Origin of the sequence: Brachybacterium sp. SGAir0954 (assembly GCF_005490785.1) — a bacterium.
GTDB lineage: Bacteria > Actinomycetota > Actinomycetes > Actinomycetales > Dermabacteraceae > Brachybacterium > Brachybacterium rhamnosum.
This window is the reverse complement of the sequence record NZ_CP027295.1, coordinates 595,876-615,897: the sequence shown is the minus strand read 5'-3', so window position 1 is coordinate 615,897 and position 20,022 is coordinate 595,876. Positions and strand designations below refer to the sequence as shown.

The 20,022-nt window shown below is 72.7% G+C and carries 19 protein-coding genes and 1 tRNA gene; 12 read left to right on the top strand and 8 right to left on the bottom strand.

The genetic code is table 11. The annotated features are described in order from the left end of the window. Window positions 1–3 precede the first annotated feature (3 nt). The gene (locus C1N80_RS02710; RefSeq protein WP_168197999.1) at window positions 4–213 is read left to right on the top strand and encodes a DLW-39 family protein; all 210 of its coding nucleotides are present in this window, start codon (window positions 4–6) and stop codon (window positions 211–213) included. Between the two features lie 47 nt (window positions 214–260). After that, window positions 261–333 (top strand) — tRNA-Ala (locus tag C1N80_RS02705). A 68-nt stretch (window positions 334–401) separates the two neighbouring features. Here the strand turns inward: C1N80_RS02705 and C1N80_RS02700 are convergent. Beyond that, window positions 402–1,034, bottom strand: a complete 633-nt coding sequence (locus tag C1N80_RS02700; RefSeq protein ID WP_168197998.1) for a DNA-binding protein — start codon at window positions 1,032–1,034, stop codon at window positions 402–404. A 239-nt stretch (window positions 1,035–1,273) separates the two neighbouring features. Between C1N80_RS02700 and C1N80_RS02695 the strand changes: the two genes are divergently transcribed. The 3 genes from C1N80_RS02695 to crcB are packed head-to-tail and all read left to right on the top strand — an operon-like array spanning window position 1,274 to window position 2,879. Continuing rightward, window positions 1,274–2,074: a sugar nucleotide-binding protein gene (locus C1N80_RS02695; protein ID WP_137769375.1), complete on the top strand. Its 801-nt coding sequence runs from the start codon at window positions 1,274–1,276 to the stop codon at window positions 2,072–2,074. Next, window positions 2,071–2,505 carry a CrcB family protein gene (locus C1N80_RS02690; RefSeq protein ID WP_137769374.1) on the top strand — a complete coding sequence of 145 codons (435 nt, stop codon included), beginning with the start codon at window positions 2,071–2,073 and terminating at the stop codon, window positions 2,503–2,505. The genes C1N80_RS02695 and C1N80_RS02690 overlap by 4 nt, the downstream gene beginning before the upstream one ends. Continuing rightward, window positions 2,502–2,879, top strand: a complete 378-nt coding sequence (crcB, locus tag C1N80_RS02685) for a fluoride efflux transporter CrcB (RefSeq protein WP_137769373.1) — start codon at window positions 2,502–2,504, stop codon at window positions 2,877–2,879. Before C1N80_RS02690 ends, crcB begins: the two co-directional genes overlap by 4 nt. 17 nt (window positions 2,880–2,896) lie before the next feature. Here crcB and C1N80_RS02680 read toward each other — a convergent pair whose 3' ends face one another. Next, on the bottom strand, window positions 2,897–4,393 hold the full coding sequence (locus C1N80_RS02680) for a helix-turn-helix transcriptional regulator (RefSeq protein WP_137769372.1): 1,497 nt from the start codon (window positions 4,391–4,393) through the stop codon (window positions 2,897–2,899). 157 nt (window positions 4,394–4,550) lie between these two features. Between C1N80_RS02680 and aceA the strand changes: the two genes are divergently transcribed. After that, the gene (gene aceA, locus C1N80_RS02675; protein ID WP_137769371.1) at window positions 4,551–5,867 is read left to right on the top strand and encodes an isocitrate lyase; all 1,317 of its coding nucleotides are present in this window, start codon (window positions 4,551–4,553) and stop codon (window positions 5,865–5,867) included. Window positions 5,868–5,920: 53 nt separating this feature from the next. Next, window positions 5,921–7,570, top strand: a complete 1,650-nt coding sequence (aceB, locus tag C1N80_RS02670; RefSeq protein WP_137769370.1) for a malate synthase A — start codon at window positions 5,921–5,923, stop codon at window positions 7,568–7,570. Between the two features lie 69 nt (window positions 7,571–7,639). On the opposite strand, the gene C1N80_RS02665 is transcribed toward aceB, so the two are convergent. Both C1N80_RS02665 and tcuA read right to left on the bottom strand, forming a co-directional pair. After that, the gene (locus tag C1N80_RS02665) at window positions 7,640–8,311 is read right to left on the bottom strand and encodes a GntR family transcriptional regulator (RefSeq protein ID WP_137769369.1); all 672 of its coding nucleotides are present in this window, start codon (window positions 8,309–8,311) and stop codon (window positions 7,640–7,642) included. 52 nt (window positions 8,312–8,363) lie between these two features. Continuing rightward, a complete protein-coding gene (gene tcuA, locus C1N80_RS02660; RefSeq protein ID WP_137769368.1) occupies window positions 8,364–9,824 on the bottom strand; it encodes an FAD-dependent tricarballylate dehydrogenase TcuA in 1,461 nt (486 codons plus the stop codon). Between the two features lie 184 nt (window positions 9,825–10,008). On the opposite strand from tcuA, the gene C1N80_RS02655 reads away from it, so the two are divergent. The 3 genes from C1N80_RS02655 to C1N80_RS02645 are packed head-to-tail and all read left to right on the top strand — an operon-like array spanning window position 10,009 to window position 13,201. After that, a complete protein-coding gene (locus tag C1N80_RS02655) occupies window positions 10,009–10,992 on the top strand; it encodes a tripartite tricarboxylate transporter substrate binding protein (RefSeq protein WP_137769367.1) in 984 nt (327 codons plus the stop codon). A gap of 8 nt (window positions 10,993–11,000) precedes the next feature. After that, window positions 11,001–11,681 carry a tripartite tricarboxylate transporter TctB family protein gene (locus C1N80_RS02650; RefSeq protein ID WP_137769366.1) on the top strand — a complete coding sequence of 227 codons (681 nt, stop codon included), beginning with the start codon at window positions 11,001–11,003 and terminating at the stop codon, window positions 11,679–11,681. Beyond that, on the top strand, window positions 11,681–13,201 hold the full coding sequence (locus tag C1N80_RS02645; RefSeq protein WP_137769365.1) for a tripartite tricarboxylate transporter permease: 1,521 nt from the start codon (window positions 11,681–11,683) through the stop codon (window positions 13,199–13,201). Before C1N80_RS02650 ends, C1N80_RS02645 begins: the two co-directional genes overlap by 1 nt. Before the next feature lie 75 nt (window positions 13,202–13,276). On the opposite strand, the gene C1N80_RS02640 is transcribed toward C1N80_RS02645, so the two are convergent. Further along, complete coding sequence (locus tag C1N80_RS02640) at window positions 13,277–13,822, bottom strand: hypothetical protein (RefSeq protein ID WP_137769364.1); 546 nt, start codon at window positions 13,820–13,822, stop codon at window positions 13,277–13,279. A gap of 213 nt (window positions 13,823–14,035) precedes the next feature. Here C1N80_RS02640 and C1N80_RS02635 point away from each other — a divergent pair, with 213 nt between their 5' ends. Together C1N80_RS02635 and C1N80_RS02630 are read left to right on the top strand one after the other, a co-directional pair. After that, entirely contained in the window at window positions 14,036–14,530 is a 495-nt protein-coding gene (locus tag C1N80_RS02635) for a flavodoxin domain-containing protein (protein WP_137769363.1), read from the top strand. A 225-nt stretch (window positions 14,531–14,755) separates the two neighbouring features. Then, window positions 14,756–16,300, top strand: a complete 1,545-nt coding sequence (locus C1N80_RS02630) for a glycoside hydrolase family 68 protein (RefSeq protein WP_137769362.1) — start codon at window positions 14,756–14,758, stop codon at window positions 16,298–16,300. Window positions 16,301–16,379: 79 nt separating this feature from the next. Here C1N80_RS02630 and C1N80_RS02625 read toward each other — a convergent pair whose 3' ends face one another. From C1N80_RS02625 to C1N80_RS02615, 3 genes are all read right to left on the bottom strand, one after another. Beyond that, complete coding sequence (locus C1N80_RS02625; protein ID WP_137769361.1) at window positions 16,380–17,945, bottom strand: glycoside hydrolase family 32 protein; 1,566 nt, start codon at window positions 17,943–17,945, stop codon at window positions 16,380–16,382. 118 nt (window positions 17,946–18,063) lie between these two features. Further along, window positions 18,064–19,086, bottom strand: coding sequence for a LacI family DNA-binding transcriptional regulator (locus tag C1N80_RS02620; protein WP_137769360.1), 1,023 nt, complete (start codon window positions 19,084–19,086; stop codon window positions 18,064–18,066). Between the two features lie 5 nt (window positions 19,087–19,091). Further along, complete coding sequence (locus C1N80_RS02615; RefSeq protein ID WP_137769359.1) at window positions 19,092–20,021, bottom strand: carbohydrate ABC transporter permease; 930 nt, start codon at window positions 20,019–20,021, stop codon at window positions 19,092–19,094. Window position 20,022 lies beyond the last annotated feature (1 nt).

The window sequence follows — 20,022 nt, the reverse complement described above, 5'->3', positions numbered from 1 at the left end:
CCCATGATCGGAGGACTCGTGAAGAAGCTTCTCGCGTACACCGCCCTGCTGGCCGGAAGCGCCGTCGCAGGAGTCCTCGTCTGGCGCAAGGTCGAGGCGGACCAGCACCGCGACGATCTCTGGGCCGAGGCCGAGAAGATCTCCTCCGAGCAGGATGCTCCTCGCGCCGAGACCGTCTACACCACGGAGTCCGTCCCCGCACCGCGGGCCTGACCTCCCGGCGGGACGCGGCCACGGGCTGCAGCACCACAACTGCATCAGGGGACTTAGCTCAGTTGGTAGAGCGGTAGCTTTGCAAGCTTCAGGTCAGGGGTTCGACCCCCCTAGTCTCCACGGACAGATCCACCAGAAGGCCCCTCCTCCGGGAGGGGCCTTCTGCATGTCCGTCTGAGGTGCGGTCGTCAGCGCGCCGAGGGCTCCTCGGCGGTGTTCTTCTGCGCCGCGGCGATGAGCGGAGCCAGCGCGGGGCCCAGGGCGTCCTGCAGCGCCGTGAGCGCCGCCTCCGCGCGCTCGGCCCGGGTGCGGGTCTCGATCAGCTCGTCCTGCTGGGCGGCGACCTGCTCCTCGTACCGCTCGCGCTGCTCCTCGAGCTGGCGCTCGCGGTCCGTGATGACGAGCCGCGCCTCCTCGAGCTGGTCCTCGACGGCGGCGACCTCCTGCTCGCGCCGGCTCTCCTCCTGCTCGAGGTCGGAGATCAGGCCGTCGCGCTCGGCCTCGACCTCCCGCACATAGGCGCGGAGGCCGTCCCGCTCCTCGGTGAAGGCGCCCTTGGCCTGCTCGTGGGCGGCCGCCCAGACGCCTGCGAAGCGGCGCAGCACGTCGTCGGGCATGTCCGGGACGGCCTCTGCGGCGGCGACCTTCTCGTTCCAGGCGGTGGCGGCGGCGCTCGCGACGGCCATGGCGACGCCGGCCCGTTCGCGGACGGAGCGCGCGGTGACCGGCTGATCGGCGGCGGCGAGGGCCTCGGCGGCCTGCAGCGCGCGCTCCTCGGCCTCGGAGAGGGGCTGGGTCTCGGTGCTGTTCTGCTCGGTCATGACGTTCTCCCTGGTCCGGCGCGTGTGGATCTCTGCACGCTCCCCCAGTCTAACGTACGTAACGTTCGTATCAGCAGAAACGCTACGCGTGTTACTCGGCGCTCGCGGGCGTGCCCTGCGTGCAGCGCCCTCCGCGACCCGGGCCGTGGGTCGGGCCGCGCTGCGGGGCGGGGTAGTGTCAGCCATCGCCGCAGCTCGTGCGGCGGGAACGTCGGCAGAGACGGAGAGGGAGGCGCCTGATGGGACGGACGACGTTGATCGCGGGCTGCGGGCGGCTCGGTCTGCGCATCGCCGCGCTGCTCCAGGAGGGCGGCGGCGAGGTCCTGGGGCTCAGGCGTGATCCCCGCAACCTGCCAGCTGGGATCATCCCGGTCGCCGCGGATCTCTCCGCACCGCTCACGTCCCCGTTGCCGCCGGCGGATGCCCTGGTCATCACGTTGCCGCCCTCGGGCTTCGCCGACCTCCGCGCGCCGCTGCAGCATCTCCGCGACGCCGTGCGGGCGCTGCCCGTCCGCACCGTCCTGATCTCCTCGACGCGGGTGCTCGAGGGATACGACGCGAGCCGTCCGCTCACCGAGGCGGATCCTCCACGCCCCCGATCGGAGCGCGCGCGCCGGCTCGTGGAGGGGGAGGAGGCGGCGCGGGAGCTCTTCGACGCGATCGTGCTGCGCGCCGCCGGGATCTACGGTCCCGGCCGTGACCGCCTGATCCGCGCCGTGCGCGAGCAGCGGCCCGTCGAGCACGACCGTCGCACCAATCGCATCCACGAGCAGGATCTCGCCCGGGCCGTCGTCGCCCTGCTCGAGGTCCCCGAACCGCCCCGGCTGCTGCACGCGGTGGACGCCGCACCGGCGCCGCTCGGCGAGGTCGTGGGCCACATCGCCGCGCGGCTGGACCTGCCGGTGCCTCCTCGGGCTCTGCCGGACCCGGGCGCGGGCACCGTGCTCGACGGCGCCGCGCTCCATCGCCTCCTCGGGCATCTCGAGGTGCCCGACCATCGCGCGGGGTACGCCGCGATCCTCGCCGGGGAGAGCGCGTGACGACCTCGGAGAGCCGCCCCGCGCACTTGCGGCCCGGCCTGCTCGCCGTGGTCCTCGCGGGCGGCACGCTCGGCACCGCGGCGCGGGAGGGGCTGAGCCTCGCGTTCCCCGCCACGGGCGACGTGGCCTGGGTGATCGTCGGCATCAACGTGATCGGCGCGTTCCTGCTGGGCCTGCTGCTCGAGGCCCTCGCCCGCAGCGGACCGGACGCGGGACGGCGCCGCCTGCTGCGCCTGGGCCTCGGCACGGGCGTGCTCGGGGGCTTCACCACCTACTCGACCTTCGCGGTCGCGACCGCCGGCCTGCTCGGCGCGGGCCGACCGCTGCTCGCGCTCGCCTACGTCGCGGCGACACTGCTGCTGGGCGCCGGGGCGAGCCTCGCCGGCATCATGGCCGGCGCCGCCCTCGCCCGGCGCCGGGGTGAGCGATGAGCCCGCTGCTGTTCGTGCTGCTCTCCCTCGCGGGCGGGCTCGGCGCCGCGACCCGCTTCGCCCTGGACGGCGTGATCCGCTCCCGGGCGGGGGAGTCGCTGCCCTGGGGCACGATCCTCATCAACGTGACCGGCTCCTTCCTGCTGGGCCTGGTCACGGGGATGGTCGGCCAGCACCTGCTGGCCGGATCGGCGCAGCTCGTGCTCGGCACGGGCTTCCTCGGCGGGTACACGACCTTCTCCACCGCGAGCCTCGAGACGGTGCGGCTGCTGCAGGCGGGCCGGCGCCGCGACGGGATCGTGAACGCGCTGGGCACGCTCGTCGCGGCGACCACGTCGGCCGCGATCGGCCTGCTGCTCGGCAGTCTCCTCTGAGCCGCTGAGCTCCCGCACTACTGCTGCTGCGGGGCGTGCCGGTCCAGGAACTCGAGCATCGCGACCCGGTCCACCCCGGTGAAGGTGCCCGACGGCATCGCCGCGAGCAGCGAGGCGTGCAGCCGCGCCACGGGCCACGCGGAGCCCTGCCAGCGCTCCGCGAGCTCGGGCCGGGGGCGACGGCAGCACGTGGGATCGGGGCACGAGGAGGCGAAGCGGCGCGTGGTCTCCCGACCGCGGAACCAGCGCGTGTGCTCGAAGCGCGTGCCCACGGAGATCGAGTACTCCCCGCCCTGCCCGGACTCGATGTGCGAGGTGCACCAGTAGGTGCCGCCGGGCTTGTCCGTGTACTGGCAGTACGGGCTCATCCGGTCCTCGCTCATGAACACCTGCCGCGCGCTCCACCAGCGGCACACGACCTGCCCCTCGACGGCGCCGAGGGCGTCCGTCGGGAAGCGCACCTCGTCGTTCTGGTACGCCTTGAGGATCGCCCCGCTCGAATGGGTCTTGAGGAAGTGCACGGGGATGTCGAGGTGGCGGGTGACGAGGTTCGTGAAGCGGTGCGCGGCCATCTCGTAGCTCACCGCGAACTCGTCCCGCAGGTCCTCCACGGACAGCTCCCGCTGCGCCTTCGCGGCCCGCAGGAACTCCGCCGCGCCCTCCTCCGGCAGCAGCAGCGCGGAGGCGAGGTAGTTGACCTCGACCCGCTGGCGCAGCAGCTCGCCGTAGTCCGCCGGCTCCTGCTCGCCGAGCACGTGCGCGGCGATCGCCTGCAGCACCGTGATCCGCGGGTCGGCACCGCCCCGCTCGAGCGGCAGGTAGATCCGCATCGTCTCCGCGTCGGTGATCGAGCGGGTGGAGTGGGGGAGGTCCGGCACCGAGTGCAGGGTGAAGCCGAGCTCCCCGGCGAGCAGGGAGACCTTGCGGTGGGAGAGGGGGCCGCCGGCGTGGTCGATCCGGTCCAGCAGCTCCCGGGCGGTGGCCTCGAGCTCGGGGGAGTAGTTGCCGCTGCGGGACTGCTCCTCGCGCAGCTGGCCGTTGACGCGGCGGGCCTCCTCCGGGGTCGCCGCGCGCTCCTCATGGAGCCGTCGCAGCTCCTCGTGCAGCCCGAGGATCGTCTCGATCGCGGCGTCGCTCAGCGAGCGGCGCACGGGCAGCTCGGGCAGGTCGAGGCCCTGGTAGAGGGCGCCGGCCTGGGCCCGCTCGAGGGCGATCTCGAGGGCCGCGCGGCGCGTGGGCGGCTCGGGGCGCAGGAGGTCCGCGACCTCCACCTCGAGCACCGCGGCGATGCGGCGCAGCTCGCCGAGTCGCAGCTCGCGGCGGCCGTTCTCGATGACGGAGAGCTGGGAGGGGGCGCGGTCCAGCGCCTGCGCGAGCTCGCGCAGGGAGAGCCCCTGCTCGAGGCGGCGGGCGCGGATGCGCCGGCCGACGGTGAGCTGGTCGGTGGGGTCCTCGTCGGGGAACGTGGCCGCGGGGGAGCGGCCGGGGGCGGGGGTCACGTCGTCGTGCGCCATGGAGGCAGGGTGCCACGTGGAAGTTCTCCAGGACAGAACTTCGGGGAAAGTTCTTCGGAATCTCCCCTTCGCAGGGGGTTGCGGGGGCACCAGAGTGTGAGCACCCGGTGAAGTTCACCGGTGTTCCCCCGCAACGCTGCGGCCGAAGGAGGCCATCATGGACCAGTTCACCCGTCGCCACGGAGACCAGGACGTCACCGCCGCCGAGCTCGCCGCCTCCTGGGAGGTGGACCCCCGCTGGCGCGGCGTCCGCCGGGACCACACCGCGGAGGACGTCCTCTCCCTCGCCGGCCCCGTCCGCGAGGAGCACACCCTCGCCCGCCGCGGGGCCGAGACCCTCTGGCAGCTCGTCGAGGAGAACGCCGAGGACCCCACCCGCTGGGTCCGGGCGCTCGGCGCCCTCACCGGCAACCAGGCCGTGCAGCAGGTGCGCGCCGGCCTCAAGGCCATCTACCTCTCCGGCTGGCAGGTCGCGGCCGACGCGAACCTCTCCGGCAAGACCTACCCCGACCAGTCCCTCTACCCAGCCAACTCGGTGCCCCACGTCGTGCGGCGCATCAACAATGCGCTCATGCGCGCCGCCCAGATCGAGCACGCGGAGACCGGCACCACGAGCCGCGACTGGCTCGCGCCCGTCGTCGCCGACGCCGAGGCCGGGTTCGGCGGCCCGCTGAACGCCTACGAGCTCATGCTCTCGATGATCGAGGCGGGCGCCGCGGGCGTGCACTGGGAGGACCAGCTCGCGAGCGAGAAGAAGTGCGGGCACATGGGCGGCAAGGTCCTCATCCCGACCTCCCAGCACGTGCGCACCCTGAACGCCGCCCGCCTCGCCGCGGACGTCGCCGGCGTGCCCTCCGTCATCATCGCCCGCACCGACGCCCTCGCCGCGAACCTGCTGACCAGCGACATCGACGAGCGGGACCGCGAGTTCCTCACCGGGGAGCGCACCGCGGAGGGCTTCTACGAGGTGCGACCGGGCATCGAGCCCGTCATCGCCCGCGGCCTCGCCTACGCCCCCTACGCGGACCTGCTGTGGGTGGAGTCCGCGGAGCCGGACCTCGAGCTGGCCCGCGCCTTCGCCGAGCGGATCCACGCGGACTTCCCCGAGCAGCGCCTCGCCTACAACTGCTCGCCCAGCTTCAACTGGAAGCGCCACCTCGACGACGACGAGATCGCCCGCTTCCAGCGCGAGCTCGCCGCCATGGGCTACGCCTTCCAGTTCATCACCCTCGCCGGGTTCCACTCCCTCAACCACGGCATGTTCGAGCTGGCCCGGGGCTACGAGGAGCGCCAGATGAGCGCCTTCGTCGACCTGCAGGAGGCGGAGTTCGCCTCCGCCGCCGCCGGCTTCACCGCCCATCGCCACCAGGCCGAGGTGGGCACCGGGTACTTCGACCGGGTCGCGACCGCGCTGAACCCGGGCAGCAGCACCCTCGCCCTCGCCGGCTCCACCGAGACCGCCCAGTTCCACTGAGCGCCCGCCGGCCCCCGACCATCCGGCCCCACCTCCCGAGCAGGAGCAGAACGATGACCATCACCCAGGACCGCACCACGACCACCACCACCGAGCGGGGCGACGAGCCCCGCGGCACGCTCACCGTGCTGGGCCCGATGCACGACCGGTTCGACGAGATCCTCACCCCCGAGGCGCTCGACTTCGTCGCCCACCTCCACGACCTCTACGAGAACCGCCGCTACCAGCTGCTGCGCACCCGCGAGCTGCGCCGCGACGCGATCGGCGCGGGCTCCATGTTCGACTTCCTCCCCGAGACCGCCGCGATCCGCGAGGACCCGGGCTGGAGGGTCGCGGGCCCCGGCCCCGGCCTCGAGGACCGCCGCGTGGAGATCACCGGCCCCACCGACCGGAAGATGGCGATCAACGCCATGAACTCCGGCGCCCGCGTCTGGCTCGCCGACCACGAGGACGCCCTCAGCCCCACCTGGGAGAACATCGTCGGCGGGCAGGTGAACCTGTTCGACGCGATCCGTCGGCAGATCGACTTCACCTCCCCGCAGGGCAAGGAGTACCGCCTCGGCGAGGAGACCCCGACGATCGTGCTGCGCCCCCGCGGCTGGCACCTGAGCGAGGCGCACCTGCGCTACACCTGCCCCCGCGGCCGCACCGGGCGGGCCGTCGCCGGCCTCGTGGACTTCGGCCTCTACGCCTTCCACAACGCCCGCGAGCTGATCGAGCGCGGCCGCGGCCCGTACTTCTACCTCCCCAAGCTCGAGTCCCACCAGGAGGCGCGGCTCTGGGACGAGGTGTTCACGGAGACCGAGCGGGAGCTGGGCCTCGAGCACGGCACGATCCGCGCGACGGTGCTCATCGAGACCCTCCCCGCGGCCTTCGAGATGGAGGAGATCCTCTACGAGCTGCGCGACCACTGCGCGGGCCTGAACGCGGGCCGCTGGGACTACCTCTTCAGCGTCATCAAGATGTTCCGCGACCGCGGCCGCCGCCGCGTGCTGCCGGACCGCGGCGAGCTCACCATGTCCGTCCCGTTCATGCGGGCGTACACGGAGCTGCTGGTGAGCACCTGCCACCAGCGCGGGGCCCACGCGATCGGCGGCATGAGCGCCTTCATCCCGGACCGCCGCGACCCGGAGGTCACCCGGCAGGCGCTCGAGATGGTCTCCGAGGACAAGCGCCGCGAGGCGACCGACGGCTTCGACGGCACCTGGGTGGCGCACCCGGACCTCGTGCCCGCCGCGCAGGCGGAGTTCGACGCCGTGCTCGGCACCGACCCGGACCAGCGACACCGCCTGCGCGAGGACGTGCACGTCACCGCGGAGGACCTGCTGGACATGTCCGTGGAGGGCGCCGCGATCACCGAGACCGGGGTCCGCCAGAACGTGCGGGTCGCGCTGCGCTACCTCGACAGCTGGCTCCGCGGCCAGGGCGCCGCGGCGATCGACCACCTCATGGAGGACGCCGCGACCGCCGAGATCTCCCGCTCGCAGCTGTGGCTGTGGATCAACCAGGGCATGACCACGGCCGACGGGATGCCCGTGGTGCGCGAGAAGGTCGAGTTCCTCATCGAGCGCTACGCGGAGGAGATGGGCCGCGAGGAGGGCAGCCGCGCGGCCGACGCCGCCGAGCTGCTGCGGGACGCCGTCCTCGGCGAGGACTTCCCGGCCTTCCTCACCAACGCCGCCTACGACCGCTTCCTCAGCTGAGCCGGAGCACCTCGGCGCCGGCGGGTCCTCGGACCTGCCGGCGCCGACGTGCGCGCGGTGCGCACGAGGTCAGCCGGCGGCGGAGGCCGTGGTCTCCTCGCGCGCGGAGGCGCGCAACAGGTCCAGGCGGATCGCGCGGGCGGTCTCGAAGTGCGCACGGGCGGTCGCGCGGGCGGCGTCCACGTCCCGCGCGGAGATCGCGGCGACGAGCCGGGCGTGCTCCTCGAGCGCCTGCTCCCAGCGGCCCTCGACGGTGAGCGTCGAATGGGGGGCGTGGACGAGGTGGCGGGAGAGCTGGGCGAGCAGGTCCTGCAGCACCGGGTTGTGGCTCGCCGTCCACACGGCGTGGTGGAACTCGAGGTTCGCGCGGATGAGCGCGGCGTCGTCCCGGGCGGTGAGCGCGCGGTCCCGCTCGAGCAGGGCCTCGATGCGCAGCACGTCGCTCACCGTGCGCTGCAGGGCCGCGTCCCCTGCGACCTGCTCCTCGAGCAGGATGCGCGCGTCGTAGACCTGCATGATCGTCTGCGGGTCCACGCTCTGCACCTCGAGGCCCCGCTGGGCGCGGGTGAGCAGGCCCGCCTGCTCGAGGCGGGACAGGGCGTCCCGCACGGGGGTGCGGGAGACCTCGAAGCGCTCCGCGAGCGCCACCTCGCGCAGGGGCGTGCCGGGGGCGAGGGTTCCGTCGAGGATCTCCGCGTGCAGGAGCGCGAAGATGCTCTCGCGGTCGTGACGACCACTCATTCCGGTCCTCCTGGCGGGTGCGGGGTGTGCTGAGCGGTGAGCCTAGTGGGGCTCACGCGATCATTCCTGCGCGGCGGCCGAGGACGGCGCCCGCGGCGAGACCCGAGCCGCCGGGGTAGTTCGTGGAGAACAGCCCGCCGAGCATCTCCCCGCACACGAGCAGGCCCGGGATCGGCGCGCCCTGCTCACCGAGCACCCGGCCCTCCGTGTCCCCCTTGAGCCCGCCGAAGGTGAAGGTGATCCCGCAGGTCACGGGGTAGGCGTAGAAGGGCGCCTGGGCGATCGCGCTCGCCCAGTTCGACTTCGGCGGCGTGGTCGCGGCACGTCTGCCGTCCTTGACCGTGGGATCCAGCGGCGCCTCCACGATCGAGGCGTTGAAGTCCTCGACGGTGCGGCGCAGCTGCTCCGCGGGGACCTCCATGAGCGCGGCGAGCTCCTCGAGGGTCTCCGCGCGCAGCTCGGAGACGCCGGGCATCTCGTACTCCTCGGCGCGCAGCAGCGGCCGGGTCGCGGCGTCGAACACCTGGAAGGCGAGGGAGCCGGGCTGCTCGAGGATGACCTTGCCGTACTTGGCGTAGGTGTAGTTGCGGAAGTCCGCCCCCTCGTCGAGGAAGCGCCGGCCGTCGGTGTTCACGAGGATCCCCAGCGGGTAGGACTGCCGGGTGAGGCGGTTGGTGAGCTCGAGGTTGCCCTCGTTGCGGGGGTGGAAGGCGTCCCACTGGACGCTGTGGCAGGTGGACCAGTCCCCGCCCTTCGCGGCGCCGACGGCGAGCCCCGCGGTGATCATGTCCCCGACGTTGAAGGCCGTGCCGCGCACCTTCGCGGCGGCCCAGCGCTCGCCGAGGTGCTCCGCCCGCAGCTCCGCGCTCGCCTCGAAGCCGCCCGCGGCGAGGACCACGGACTCGGCGCGGAGGGTCACCCGCTCGCCCGCGTGCTCGGCGACCACGCCCACGACGGCGCCGTCCTCGACGACGAGCTCGAGCGCGCGGTGCCCGTAGCGGACGTCCTCCCCGAGGCGCGCGGCGACGGCGGTGTGATCGGCGACGAGGCCCTCGCCGCCGCCGACGTTGCCCACGTGCAGTCCGCCCCAGAAGAGGTACGTGCCGTCCGGCCGGGCGTAGGCCTGGCGCTCGTACATGAGGCGGTAGCGCAGGCCCAGGCCCGCGAGCCAGCGCAGGGTGGGCTGGGCCTCGGCGACGAGCACGGCGCTGAGCTCCGGGTCGTTGCGGCCCTCGGTGACGCGCTCGAGATCCGCGAGGTACTCCTGCTCGCAGTAGGGCGGGACGGTGGAGACGGCGTGGCGGTCGTCCGGCTCGACGAACTCCTGGAGCTGGGCGAGGCCCTCGTGGGCGATGCGGGTGGCGCCCGCAGTGAAGAAGCTGTTGCCGCCGGCCGTGGGGCCCTCGCCGCGCTCGAGGACGATCACCGAGCGGCCGCGCTCCGCGGCGGCGTGGGCCGCACTGAAGCCGGCGTTGCCGCCTCCCACCACGATGACGTCGGCGTCGTGCTGCATGGGGCATCCCTTCGGTCCGGTCGCGACAGGTCCTCGTCGCGCATCCCGATGTTCTCAGATGGATACACGTGTGTCCAGAGAGAACAGACGGCAAGCGTGTTGCGCGCCGCTTCCTCGCCGTGCATACACTCACCGGACCACTCCGCCAGACCGGCGGGACGACGATGTTCGAGGAGAGTGGAGCATGCAGCGGAGGACCCTCCTCCATGGCGCCTTCGGGGCGGCGGTCGCCGTGACCACGGGAGCGGCCCTCGCCAGCGCCGCCGGATCCAGCGGGCGCGCCGAGGCCCGCAGCACCCTGACCCTGATCGCCCCCGCCGCCCCCGGCGGCGGCTGGGACGGCTTCGCCCGCGAGGCCCAGCAGGTGCTGCGCGGCGCCTCGATCGTCAACAACGTGCAGGTGGTGAACATCCCCGGCGCGGGCGGCACGATCGGCCTCAGCCAGTTCGTGGGCCAGACCGGCTCCGAGGACACCCTGCTCGTCACCGGCGGCGTCATGGTCGGCGCGATCGCCCTCGACGAGGGCGACACGACCCTCGCCGACGTCGTCCCCATCGCCCGCCTCGCCGACGACTTCGCCGCCCTCGTGGTCCCCGCGGACTCCGAGATCCAGGACCTCGACGGCTTCCTCGCGGCCTGGAAGGAGAACCCCCGCGGCACCTCGATCGGCGGCGGCTCCCTCGGCTCGATCGACCACCTCATGAGCGGGCGCCTCGCCCAGCTCGCCGGGATCGACCCGAAGGACCTCAACTACATCGCCTACTCCGGCGGCGGCGAGGCCCTGAACTCCCTGCTCTCGCACACCACGACGGCCGGCAGCTCCGGGTACAACGAGCTCTCCGACCAGATCGAGGCGGGCACCCTCCGCGCCCTCGCGATCTCCTCCCCGGAGCGCCTGGACGGCATCGACGTGCCCACCTTCACCGAGCTCGGCGTGGACATCGCCATGTCCAACTGGCGCGGCCTCGTCGCCGCCCCCGGGATCACCGAGGAGGCCCGCGCGGAGTTCACCGCGATCATCACCGAGATGCGCGAGAGCGACGAGTGGAAGGACACCCTCCAGCGCAACGACTGGACGGACTCCTTCCTCACCGGCGACGACTTCGCCCAGTACATCGCCGACGAGACCGAGCAGGCCCGGGGCATCGTCTCGGACCTCGGGCTGTGAGGAGCACCGTGAGCACATCCACCCCCACCCGCGCCTCCGGTCGCGGTGCCCTCTGGCGCCGCAAGGAGCTGGTCATGGCCGCGATCCTGCTGATCGTGGGCCTCGTGCTGCTGATCGGCGCGCAGACCATGGACGTCCTCGGCGACTCCGCCCCCGGGCCGCAGTTCGTGCCCGTCATCGTGGGCGTCGCCCTGCTCGTGGTCGCCGTGATCCTCGCGATCGAGGTGCTCCGCCACGCCGAGGAGGAGCGGGTCCTGCCCGACGAGGGCCGCGACATCTCCCGCGACCTCCTCCAGGACCTCTCCGACACCGGGACCGCGGAGTTCCGCGCCGTCGGCGTCGCCGACCTCGCCGAGGACGCGAGCCCAGCAGGCTCGACCACCACCGCCGCGACGTCGGACAGTGCCGCCGAGCCTGCTGCGGAGGAGACCGCGAAGAAGCCCGTCGCGAGCGACCTGCGCACCACCGGGTACGTGCTCGCGAGCCTCGTCGGCTTCGTGCTGATCCTGCCCTGGGCGGGCTGGGTGCTCTCCGCCGCCGCCCTGTTCTGGTGCGTCGCCCGGGCGCTCGGCTCCCGCCGCACCTGGATCGACCTCGGCGTGGCCCTCCTGCTCTCCTCCTTCATCCAGCTCGTGTTCGGCGGCCTGCTGGGCCTCTCGCTCCCCGTCCTGCTCGGAGGTGCCCTCTGATGGAACAGATCCCCCTGCTGCTGGACGGCTTCGCCTCCGCCCTCACCCCGTACAACCTGCTGTTCGTGCTCATCGGCGCGGTGCTCGGCACCGCCGTCGGCGTGCTGCCGGGGCTCGGCTCCTCGATGGCCGTCGCCCTGCTGCTGCCGATCACCTTCGCCCTGGACCCCACCGCCGCGTTCATCATGTTCGCGGGCGTGTACTTCGGCGGTCTGTTCGGCGACTCCACCGCCGGCATCCTGCTGAACACGCCCGGGCAGTCCTCCGCGATCGCCTCCACCTTCGAGGGCCACCGCATGGCCCGCAACGGCCGCGCCGCCGTCGCCCTCGCGACCGCCGCGATCGGCGCGTTCATCGGCGGGCTCATCTCCACCACGATCGTCGTGTTCTTCTCGCCCGTGCTCGTCACCATGGCGACGGAGTTCGGCCCCGCGGAGTACTTCGCCCTCGCCGTCTTCGCGTTCCTCGCGATCTCCTCCGTGGTCTCCGAGTCTGTGCTGCGCGGCATCGGCGCGCTGCTGCTCGGCGTCGCCCTCGCCCTCGTGGGCATCGACGGCCCGAGCGGCACCGAGCGCTACTCCTTCGGCATCCCGAACCTCTTCGACGGCATCGACATCGTCGTCGTCACCGTGGGCCTGCTGGCCCTCGGCGAGGTGCTCCACGCGGCCTCCCGGATCCACCGCGACCCCTCCTCGATCACGCTGCCCACCGGCGGGATCGCCCGGATCGGGAAGCAGGACTTCAGCAAGGCCCTGCCCGCCTGGCTGCGCGGCAGCGCCTTCGGCGCCCCCTTCGGCATGATCCCCGCGGGCGGCGCCGAGGTCCCCACCTTCCTCGCCTACGGCACGGAGAAGCGCCTCGCGGACCGCCGCCAGGACCCGGAGTTCGGGAAGAGCGGGTCGATCAAGGGCCTCGCCGCCCCGGAGGCCGCCGCGAACGCGACCGCCGGCACAGCGCTCGGCACCCTGCTCGCCCTGGGCCTGCCCACCTCCGCGACGGCCGCGATCCTGCTCGCCGCCTTCCAGCAGTACGGCATGCAGCCCGGGCCGCTGCTCTTCCAGCGCTCCGGTGAGCTCGTGTGGACCCTGCTGGCCTCGCTGTTCATCGGCCTCGTGGTGCTGCTGCTGCTGAACATGCTGCTCGCCCCGGTGTGGGCGCGGCTGCTGTTCATCCCCCAGCACTACCTCTACGCGGGGATCACGGTGCTCGCCATGCTCGGCGTGTACGCGACCTCCTCCTCCTACGTGGACCTCTACCTGCTGGTGGGGCTCGGTGTGCTCGGCTTCCTCATGCGCCGCTTCGGCATGCCGCTCGCGCCGCTCATGATCGGCGTGATCCTGGGCCCGCTCGCGGAGACGGAGCTGCGGCGCGCGCTCGCGGTCTCCGAGGGGGATCCCTCGATCCTCGTCTCGAGCCCGATCACGATCGGCGTGTACATCGTGCTGGTCGGCATCGTCGTGGTCTCCGTGGTCCAGCACCTGCGCCATGCCCGGGAGGACCGTCGGCAGCAGGCCGCCTGATCGCCCCCGGACGGCCCCGTGCGCCGTGCCCTCCTCCGCGGGGGCACGGCGCACGGGCGTCGGTGGGTGGTGTGCTCACCAGCGATGGGCGACGTCCACGACGATCCGGGAGCCGATCCCGGGGCCGTCGAGCACGAGCACCCGCATGGGCAGCCGGGCGCGCACGCCCAGGCCGATCGTGGTCTCGCCCTCGAAGCTCCCGGCGACGGTCACCTGTTCGAAGGTGGCGTAGCCGGTGACGTCCGCGGCGCGGGACCAGCGGGAGACGGGGAAGGTGGGACGCCCGGCGTCGTCGTACGCGGGGGCGCGCACGATGATCTCGAGGTCCGCGGCGCCGGCGAGCGGCACCACCTGACCGGAGCCGGGGCGGTGGACCGCGCTCACGTAGCGCACCGTGTAGCCGGTCGCCTTGTGGTCGAGATCGATGACGAGCCGGTCGTAGCACGTGTGCTCACCGGTGCGCAGGTCGGTGAGGTGGGTGGCGGACGTGCCCGCCCTCACCTTCGTGACGGAGCCCCAGCCGATGCCGCAGGAGGGCGCGGCAGTGGCGGCCGTGGGGGCGACGGCGCCGAGGCCGACGAGCAGCAGCACGCCGGCGAGGGCGGCGAGGAACCGTGTCATGGTGCACTCCTTCGTGCCCGGGTCCGGGCCCCTGCGACCAGGACCGTGCCTGGATTATCCGTTTCCGTCGCACGGAGCGCGAGAGGGCAGGGGGCGATGACCACCGGATCGTGACGTGACCGTCCGGGCACCTCGGGCCCGGTGGAGGAGGGGGAGTGCGGTCGGGCCTTCGGTCCCTGGCATGCCGGGGGAGGGCCGCTCGAGGATGGACGCATGAGCGTGCTCCTGGCCTATGCGACCCACTCCGGCGCCACCCGCACCCTCGCCGAGGCGATGGCCGCGGCCCTCGAGGAGGAGGGGCGGGAGGTCGTCCTCGCGGACGTCGCCGATGATCCGGACCCCGCCCAGCACGAGGCGGTGATCGCGGGCTCCGCGGTGCGCGGGGAGTCCGTCGAGAAGTCCTTCGCGCGCTGGACCCGCCACCACGGCGAGGCCCTCGCCGCCCGGCCGCTCGCGGTGTTCACGTGCTCGGGCTCCGCCGCGGATCCCGCGAAGCAGGGGCGGCAGCGGGCGATGGACCGCTTCCTCGAGTGGACCCCGCTGCGCCCCGTCGCGACCGCGAACCTCCCCGGGTGGGTGCTGATGGACCGGATCCCGGCGGCGGAGCGCGCGCTGCTGCGCGCGATGGGGACGCCGACGGGTGATTTCCGCGATCTCGCGGCGGCCGCGCGCTGGGCTCGCGGAGCGCTTCCCACTGCAACGCTCTGACCTGCGACGTTACCGTTCACGGCGCGATCGTCGGTCACGTTCACGATCCACGGCTGAACGGTTTCAGGGACTCGTGGGTCACCTCACAGGGGTTTGACGACGCTGCTTCGCCACGTGTCAAGGTCGATCCCGACGAGCGCTGGAGGTCGACGGCCGCAGTCCCGCCGTCAGCCCCGGACCACGTCACCGCCATCCCCCACCCCAGGAGAAGACGTGTCCCCCCACATGACCCCCCTGAACCCCACCCGCCGCGGATTCGGCGCCCTCGCCCTGGGCGCCCTCGCCGCCGCCGGCACCACCTCGGTGCTCGGCGCTCCCCGCGCCGCGGCCGCCCCGGCCGCTCCGGCCGCTGAGGGACCCCAGCCCACGCCGCACACCCAGAAGGCGTACGACCCGATCGACAGCGACTTCCACGGCCGCTGGACCCGCGCCGACGCCCGTCAGATCATGCGCACCCAGAACGACACCTCCGTCGAGCGCGGCGAGAACTCCATGCCCGAGTCGATCACCATGCCGGAGATCCCCAAGGACTTCCCGATCATGACTGACGAGGTCTGGGTCTGGGACACCTGGTCGCTCACCGACGAGCACTCCAACCAGATGAGCTACAAGGGCTGGGACGTCATCTTCTCCCTCGTCGCCCCGCGCGACATCCCCTTCGACGAGCGCCACTGGAGCGCCCGCATCGGCTACTTCACCCGCCCCTCGAGCGCCGACCCCGACGAGGCCTGGACCTACGGCGGCTACCTCTTCGAGGACGAGACCTCCCTGTCCAACACCGAGTGGTCCGGCTCCGCCCGCCTGCTCCAGGGCAACAAGATCCGCGTCTTCTACACCGCCACCACCTTCGGCGAGAAGCGCCCCGGCACCGACGGCAAGCCCGCCGTGCTCGCGACCGTGCTCGGCAAGATCAAGGCCACCAAGAAGGGCGTGAGCTTCTCCGGCTTCGGTGAGCACGTCGAGATCGCCGAGCCCGACGGCACCTGGTACCAGACGCAGGAGCAGAACCAGTACTTCTCCTTCCGCGACCCCTTCACCTTCGAGGACCCGGCGACCCCCGGGATCACCTTCATGCTCTTCGAGGGCTGCGGCGCCGGCGTCCCCGGCACCGAGGAGACGAACGCGACCGCCGAGGACCTCGGCTACGTGGACGGCGATCCCTTCGCGGAGACCGTCGACGAGGTCAACGCCAAGGGCGTCCAGTACCAGCGCGGCAACATCGGCCTGGCCTGGGCGGACTCGAGCGACCTCACCTCCTGGACGATGCTCCCCCCGATCCTCACCGCCTACGGAGTGAACGATCAGACCGAGCGCCCCCAGATGATCATCGAGGACGGCAAGTACTTCCTCTTCACGATCTCCCACCAGTTCACCTACGCGGCCGGCCTGCGCGGCCCCGACGGCGTCTACGGCTTCGTCGGCGACGGCATCCGCTCCGACTTCCAGCCGCTGAACTCCTCCGGCGTGGTGCTCGGCAGCCCCGTGGACCTCAACCTCCCGGCCGACGCCCCCGAGTCGCCCACCGCGGGCCAGAACCCGCGCCAGTTCCAGGCGTACTCGCACTACATCCAGCCCGGTGGGCTCGTGCAGTCCTTCATCGACAACGTCGACGGCCGCCGCGGCGGCACCCTCTCGCCCACCGTGAAGGTGGACGTCGACGGCGCGACCGCGACCTCCGCGGTGGACTACTCCTTCGGCGACAACGGCCTCGGCCCGTACGCCTACATCCCCACCAACAAGCGCAAGGGCGGCGTCGGCCACTACAAGTGATCGGCGGCCCCTGCTGAGCTGACGCGCGCGGCGCCGTCCCCGGGACCGGGGGCGGCGCCGCGTCGCTGCGCGGGCGGGGTCAGTGCTCGCGCAGCGAGACCCCGGTGACCTGCAACGGCCCGCCGTCGGCGTAGAGCGAGGCGCCCGTGTCCCCGGGCAGCAGGTGCACCTGCTGGGACAGCACCGTGTACCCGTCGTCCACGAACACCTCGACGCTCTGCGTGTCCACGAGCACCCGCAGGTGCACCGTGCGGGCCGCCGGATCGATCGGGGCCTCCGCCTGGCGGAACTCCCCGAAGGAGAAGCCCTCGAGGTCCGACGGGCCCCGGTCCACGTACACCCGGCCGCCCGTGACCCCGATGTTCGTGTGCCGGGCGCCGTCCGCCGAACGCCCCACGGAGAGGCCCACGTTCGTCGCCGCGTCCCAGGTCAGGTCGAGCTCGAGCTCGTACGCGCGGGCATCGACGTCGAGCACCGCGGCATCCTCGACCGTCACGTCGGGCAGGGTGCGCTCCGCGGTCGCCGCGGCGGCGAGGGCGGGGACGGGGGCGGAGACGAGCGCGCAGCGGCCGTCGGCCTCCCGCCGCAGGCGCAGCTCCCGCACCACCGAGAACTGACCGTTGTAGCCGTCGCTCGCATCGGTGGGGACCTCGCGGTTCGCGTACTTCCAGTTGTTCATCCAGCCGATCGCGTACCGCACGCCCGCCGGGTCCTCCTCCGAGGGCCAGGTGACCGCCGCGTACCAGTCCCAGCCGTGATCGAGCCACTGCGGGGTGCGGGAGTCGGGCAGGAACTGCTCCCCGTCCCAGCTGCCGGTCCAGTAGGCGTAGGTCATCGGCAGTCCCGCGCCGTAGGCGTCCATCGAGGCGCCGAGCACCCAGTGGGAGCTGCCGTCGCTCGCCGTCATCTCGAACAGGTCCGGGCACTCGATGCCGCCGAGGTCCGGCTCCGCGGCGTCGAGGCGGTAGTCGAAGTTGCGGCGCAGGGTCCAGGTGCGCAGGTCCGTGGACGTGTAGAAGGCCGCGTAGCGGTGGCGGCCGATCACGCACACCCACTCGCCGCGCGCGGTGTCCCGGTGGATCTTCGGGTCGCGGAACCACTCCGCGTTCTCGACCTCCTCCGGGGTGCTCGCCTCGCGGCCGTCCTCGTTGACGATGACGGGCTGCTCGACCTGCGTGAACGTCGCCCCGCCGTCGAGGGACCAGTACAGGTACTGCTCCTGGTACCGGCGCACGCCGTCGGTGGGCTGGGTCGCGAAGGCGAGCACGGCTCCCGCCCCGAACCCGGCGTCGTCCTCCTCGTCGATGACGAGGGAGCCGCTCCAGGCGGGGAAGTCCGGGCGCAGCGGGATCGCCTCGCCGTGGTGCGTGAAGGTGACGAGGTCCGTGGTCGAGGCGCGGTCCCAGCCGCCGTCCCCGGAGTTCTCCGCGGAGTGCAGGTAGTACAGCTGGGTTGCGCCGCCGGTGACGACGGGACGCTGCGGGTCGCACAGCCAGCCCTGCGGCGGGGTGAGGTGGAAGCGGGCCCGCAGGGACTCGGGTCCCTCGGCGCGGGCGGTGAGCGGAGTGGTCAAGAGGGCTCCGGTGAGCGCGAGGGCCCCGCAGCCCGTGCTGCGGAGGAGGTCGCGTCGGGTGGGTCGGATCATCGGGCGTTCTCCATCATCGTCGGTGGGATCGGCACAGCGGGGATCGGAGGGGTGCAGCGAACGGCCGGGGGCCGACGTGGCGTCCCGGGGTGGCGGCGGAGGAGGGTGGTGCGCGCGCTCAGCGCGCGGAGATCGAGTCCCGCGCGATCACGGGGCAGGCCACGCGCAGCGACGCGCCCGGCTCCACGCGCTGCTCGCCCAGCAGGACCCGCACCCCGGCGGCGCCCAGCTCGTAGTGCGGCAGGGCCACGGTGGACAGCGGCGGGCGCAGGTGCCCGGCGATGACCTCCTGGTTGTCGAAGCCGACGACCGCCATGTCCCGCGGCACCCGCAGGCCCCGCTCGCGCAGGGCGTCGTACAGGCCCATCGCGACCCGGTCGTTGTGGCAGAACACGCCCGTGGCGCCGAGCGCGAGGATTCGCTCCGCGGCGCCGTAGCCGCCCTCCTGCTCGGGGGAGGCGTCGAGGACCAGCGCCTCGTCCACCTCGACGCCCGCCTCCGCATGCGCCTCCCGGTAGCCCTGCAGACGGCCCTCCCGGGCCGGGGAGGGCGAGGTCGTGTTGACGAAGGCGATCCGACGGTGCCCCTGCGCGAGCAGCAGCGCCGTCGCCGAGCGGCCGCCCGCGACCTCGTCCGGCACCACGGCCCGGGTCGCGGTGCCCGGGGCGTAGCAGTTCACGAGCACGTGGTCCGTCTCCGCGAGCGCCGGCGGCAGCTGCGTGGCCCGGTGCGTCCAGGTCGAGTAGAGGATGCCGCGCACCTTGTACTCGAGCATCATCGCGAGCGCGTCCCGCTCGGCGGCCTCGTCGGCCTCGGTGTTGGCGACCAGCAGCACGTGACCGTGCCGCCAGGCCTCCTCCTGGGCGCCGCGGATGATCTGCCCCGCGAAGGGCGTGGTCGCGATCGAATCCGCGACCAGGCCGATGAAGGCGCTCGTGCCCTGCACGAGGTTCTTCGCGAGGACGTTGGGCCGGTAGCCGAGGTCCACGACCGCCTGCTGCACGCGGGCCCGGGCCTCGGCGCCGATCCGGGCGCCGGCCTTGTCGTTGACGACGTGGGAGACCGTGGTCACCGAGACGCCGGCGCGCTCGGCGACCTCGCGCATCGTGACCGTGCGGTCCGCTCGCCCCGTGCTCGTCATTCCCGTCATCCCTTGCTCGCTCCGCTCTCGAGACCATAGATCATGGCGCGGTTGAGCACGAGGAAGACCAGCAGCAGCGGCGTCACCGTGATCGACACGGCCGCGAAGGTCGCCGTCCAGTCCGTGTTGCCCATCGCCCCCACGTAGTCCTGCAGGCCCAGCGGGATCGTCTTGAGCTCCTCGCTGAGGATGAAGGTGTTCGCGAAGACGAAGTCGTTCCAGATGAAGATCGCGTTGACCATCACGACCGTCACCACGGTGTTCCAGGACATCGGCAGCGTGATCCGCGCGAAGATCCGGTACGGGCCGGCGCCGTCGAGCGTCGCCGCCTCGTACAGCTCGCGCGGGATGTAGCTGTAGAAGGAGAGGAACAGGTACAGCGCCATCGGCAGGGCGAAGCCCGCGAGCGGGATCATCACCGACAGGTGCGTGTCCAGCATCCCGATCCGCGAGTAGTCGATGAACAGGGGCACGAGCGCCACCTGCACCGGCACCACGATGCCCAGCAGGAACAGTCCCCGCACGAGGCCAGAGAAGCGGAAGCCCAGCACGGCGATCGCGTAGGCGCCCGCCATGCCGCACACCACGAGCAGCAGGCACGCACCGCCCGTGATGATCAGGCTGTTGAGGATGCTGCGCAGCAGATGCCCCTGCTCGAACGCCCGGGAGAAGTTGTCGAGCGTGAGCTGCGTGGGGATCGAGAAGGGGTTCGCGGCGGCGAAGTCCTCCCGGTCCCGGAGGCTCGTCTGCAGCAGCCACAGGAACGGGTACACCTGCATCACGAGCACGGCCGCGATGAGCACCCGGGAGACGATGCGGGAGATCCGCAGGCCGGTGGGGCGCTCCCGACGGCGGCGGGCCGGGGGACGGCGCCCGAGGGCGGGGGCCGCCGCCTCACGGGCGGGGACGGGGGGAGCGAGCGGTGCGGAGGTCATG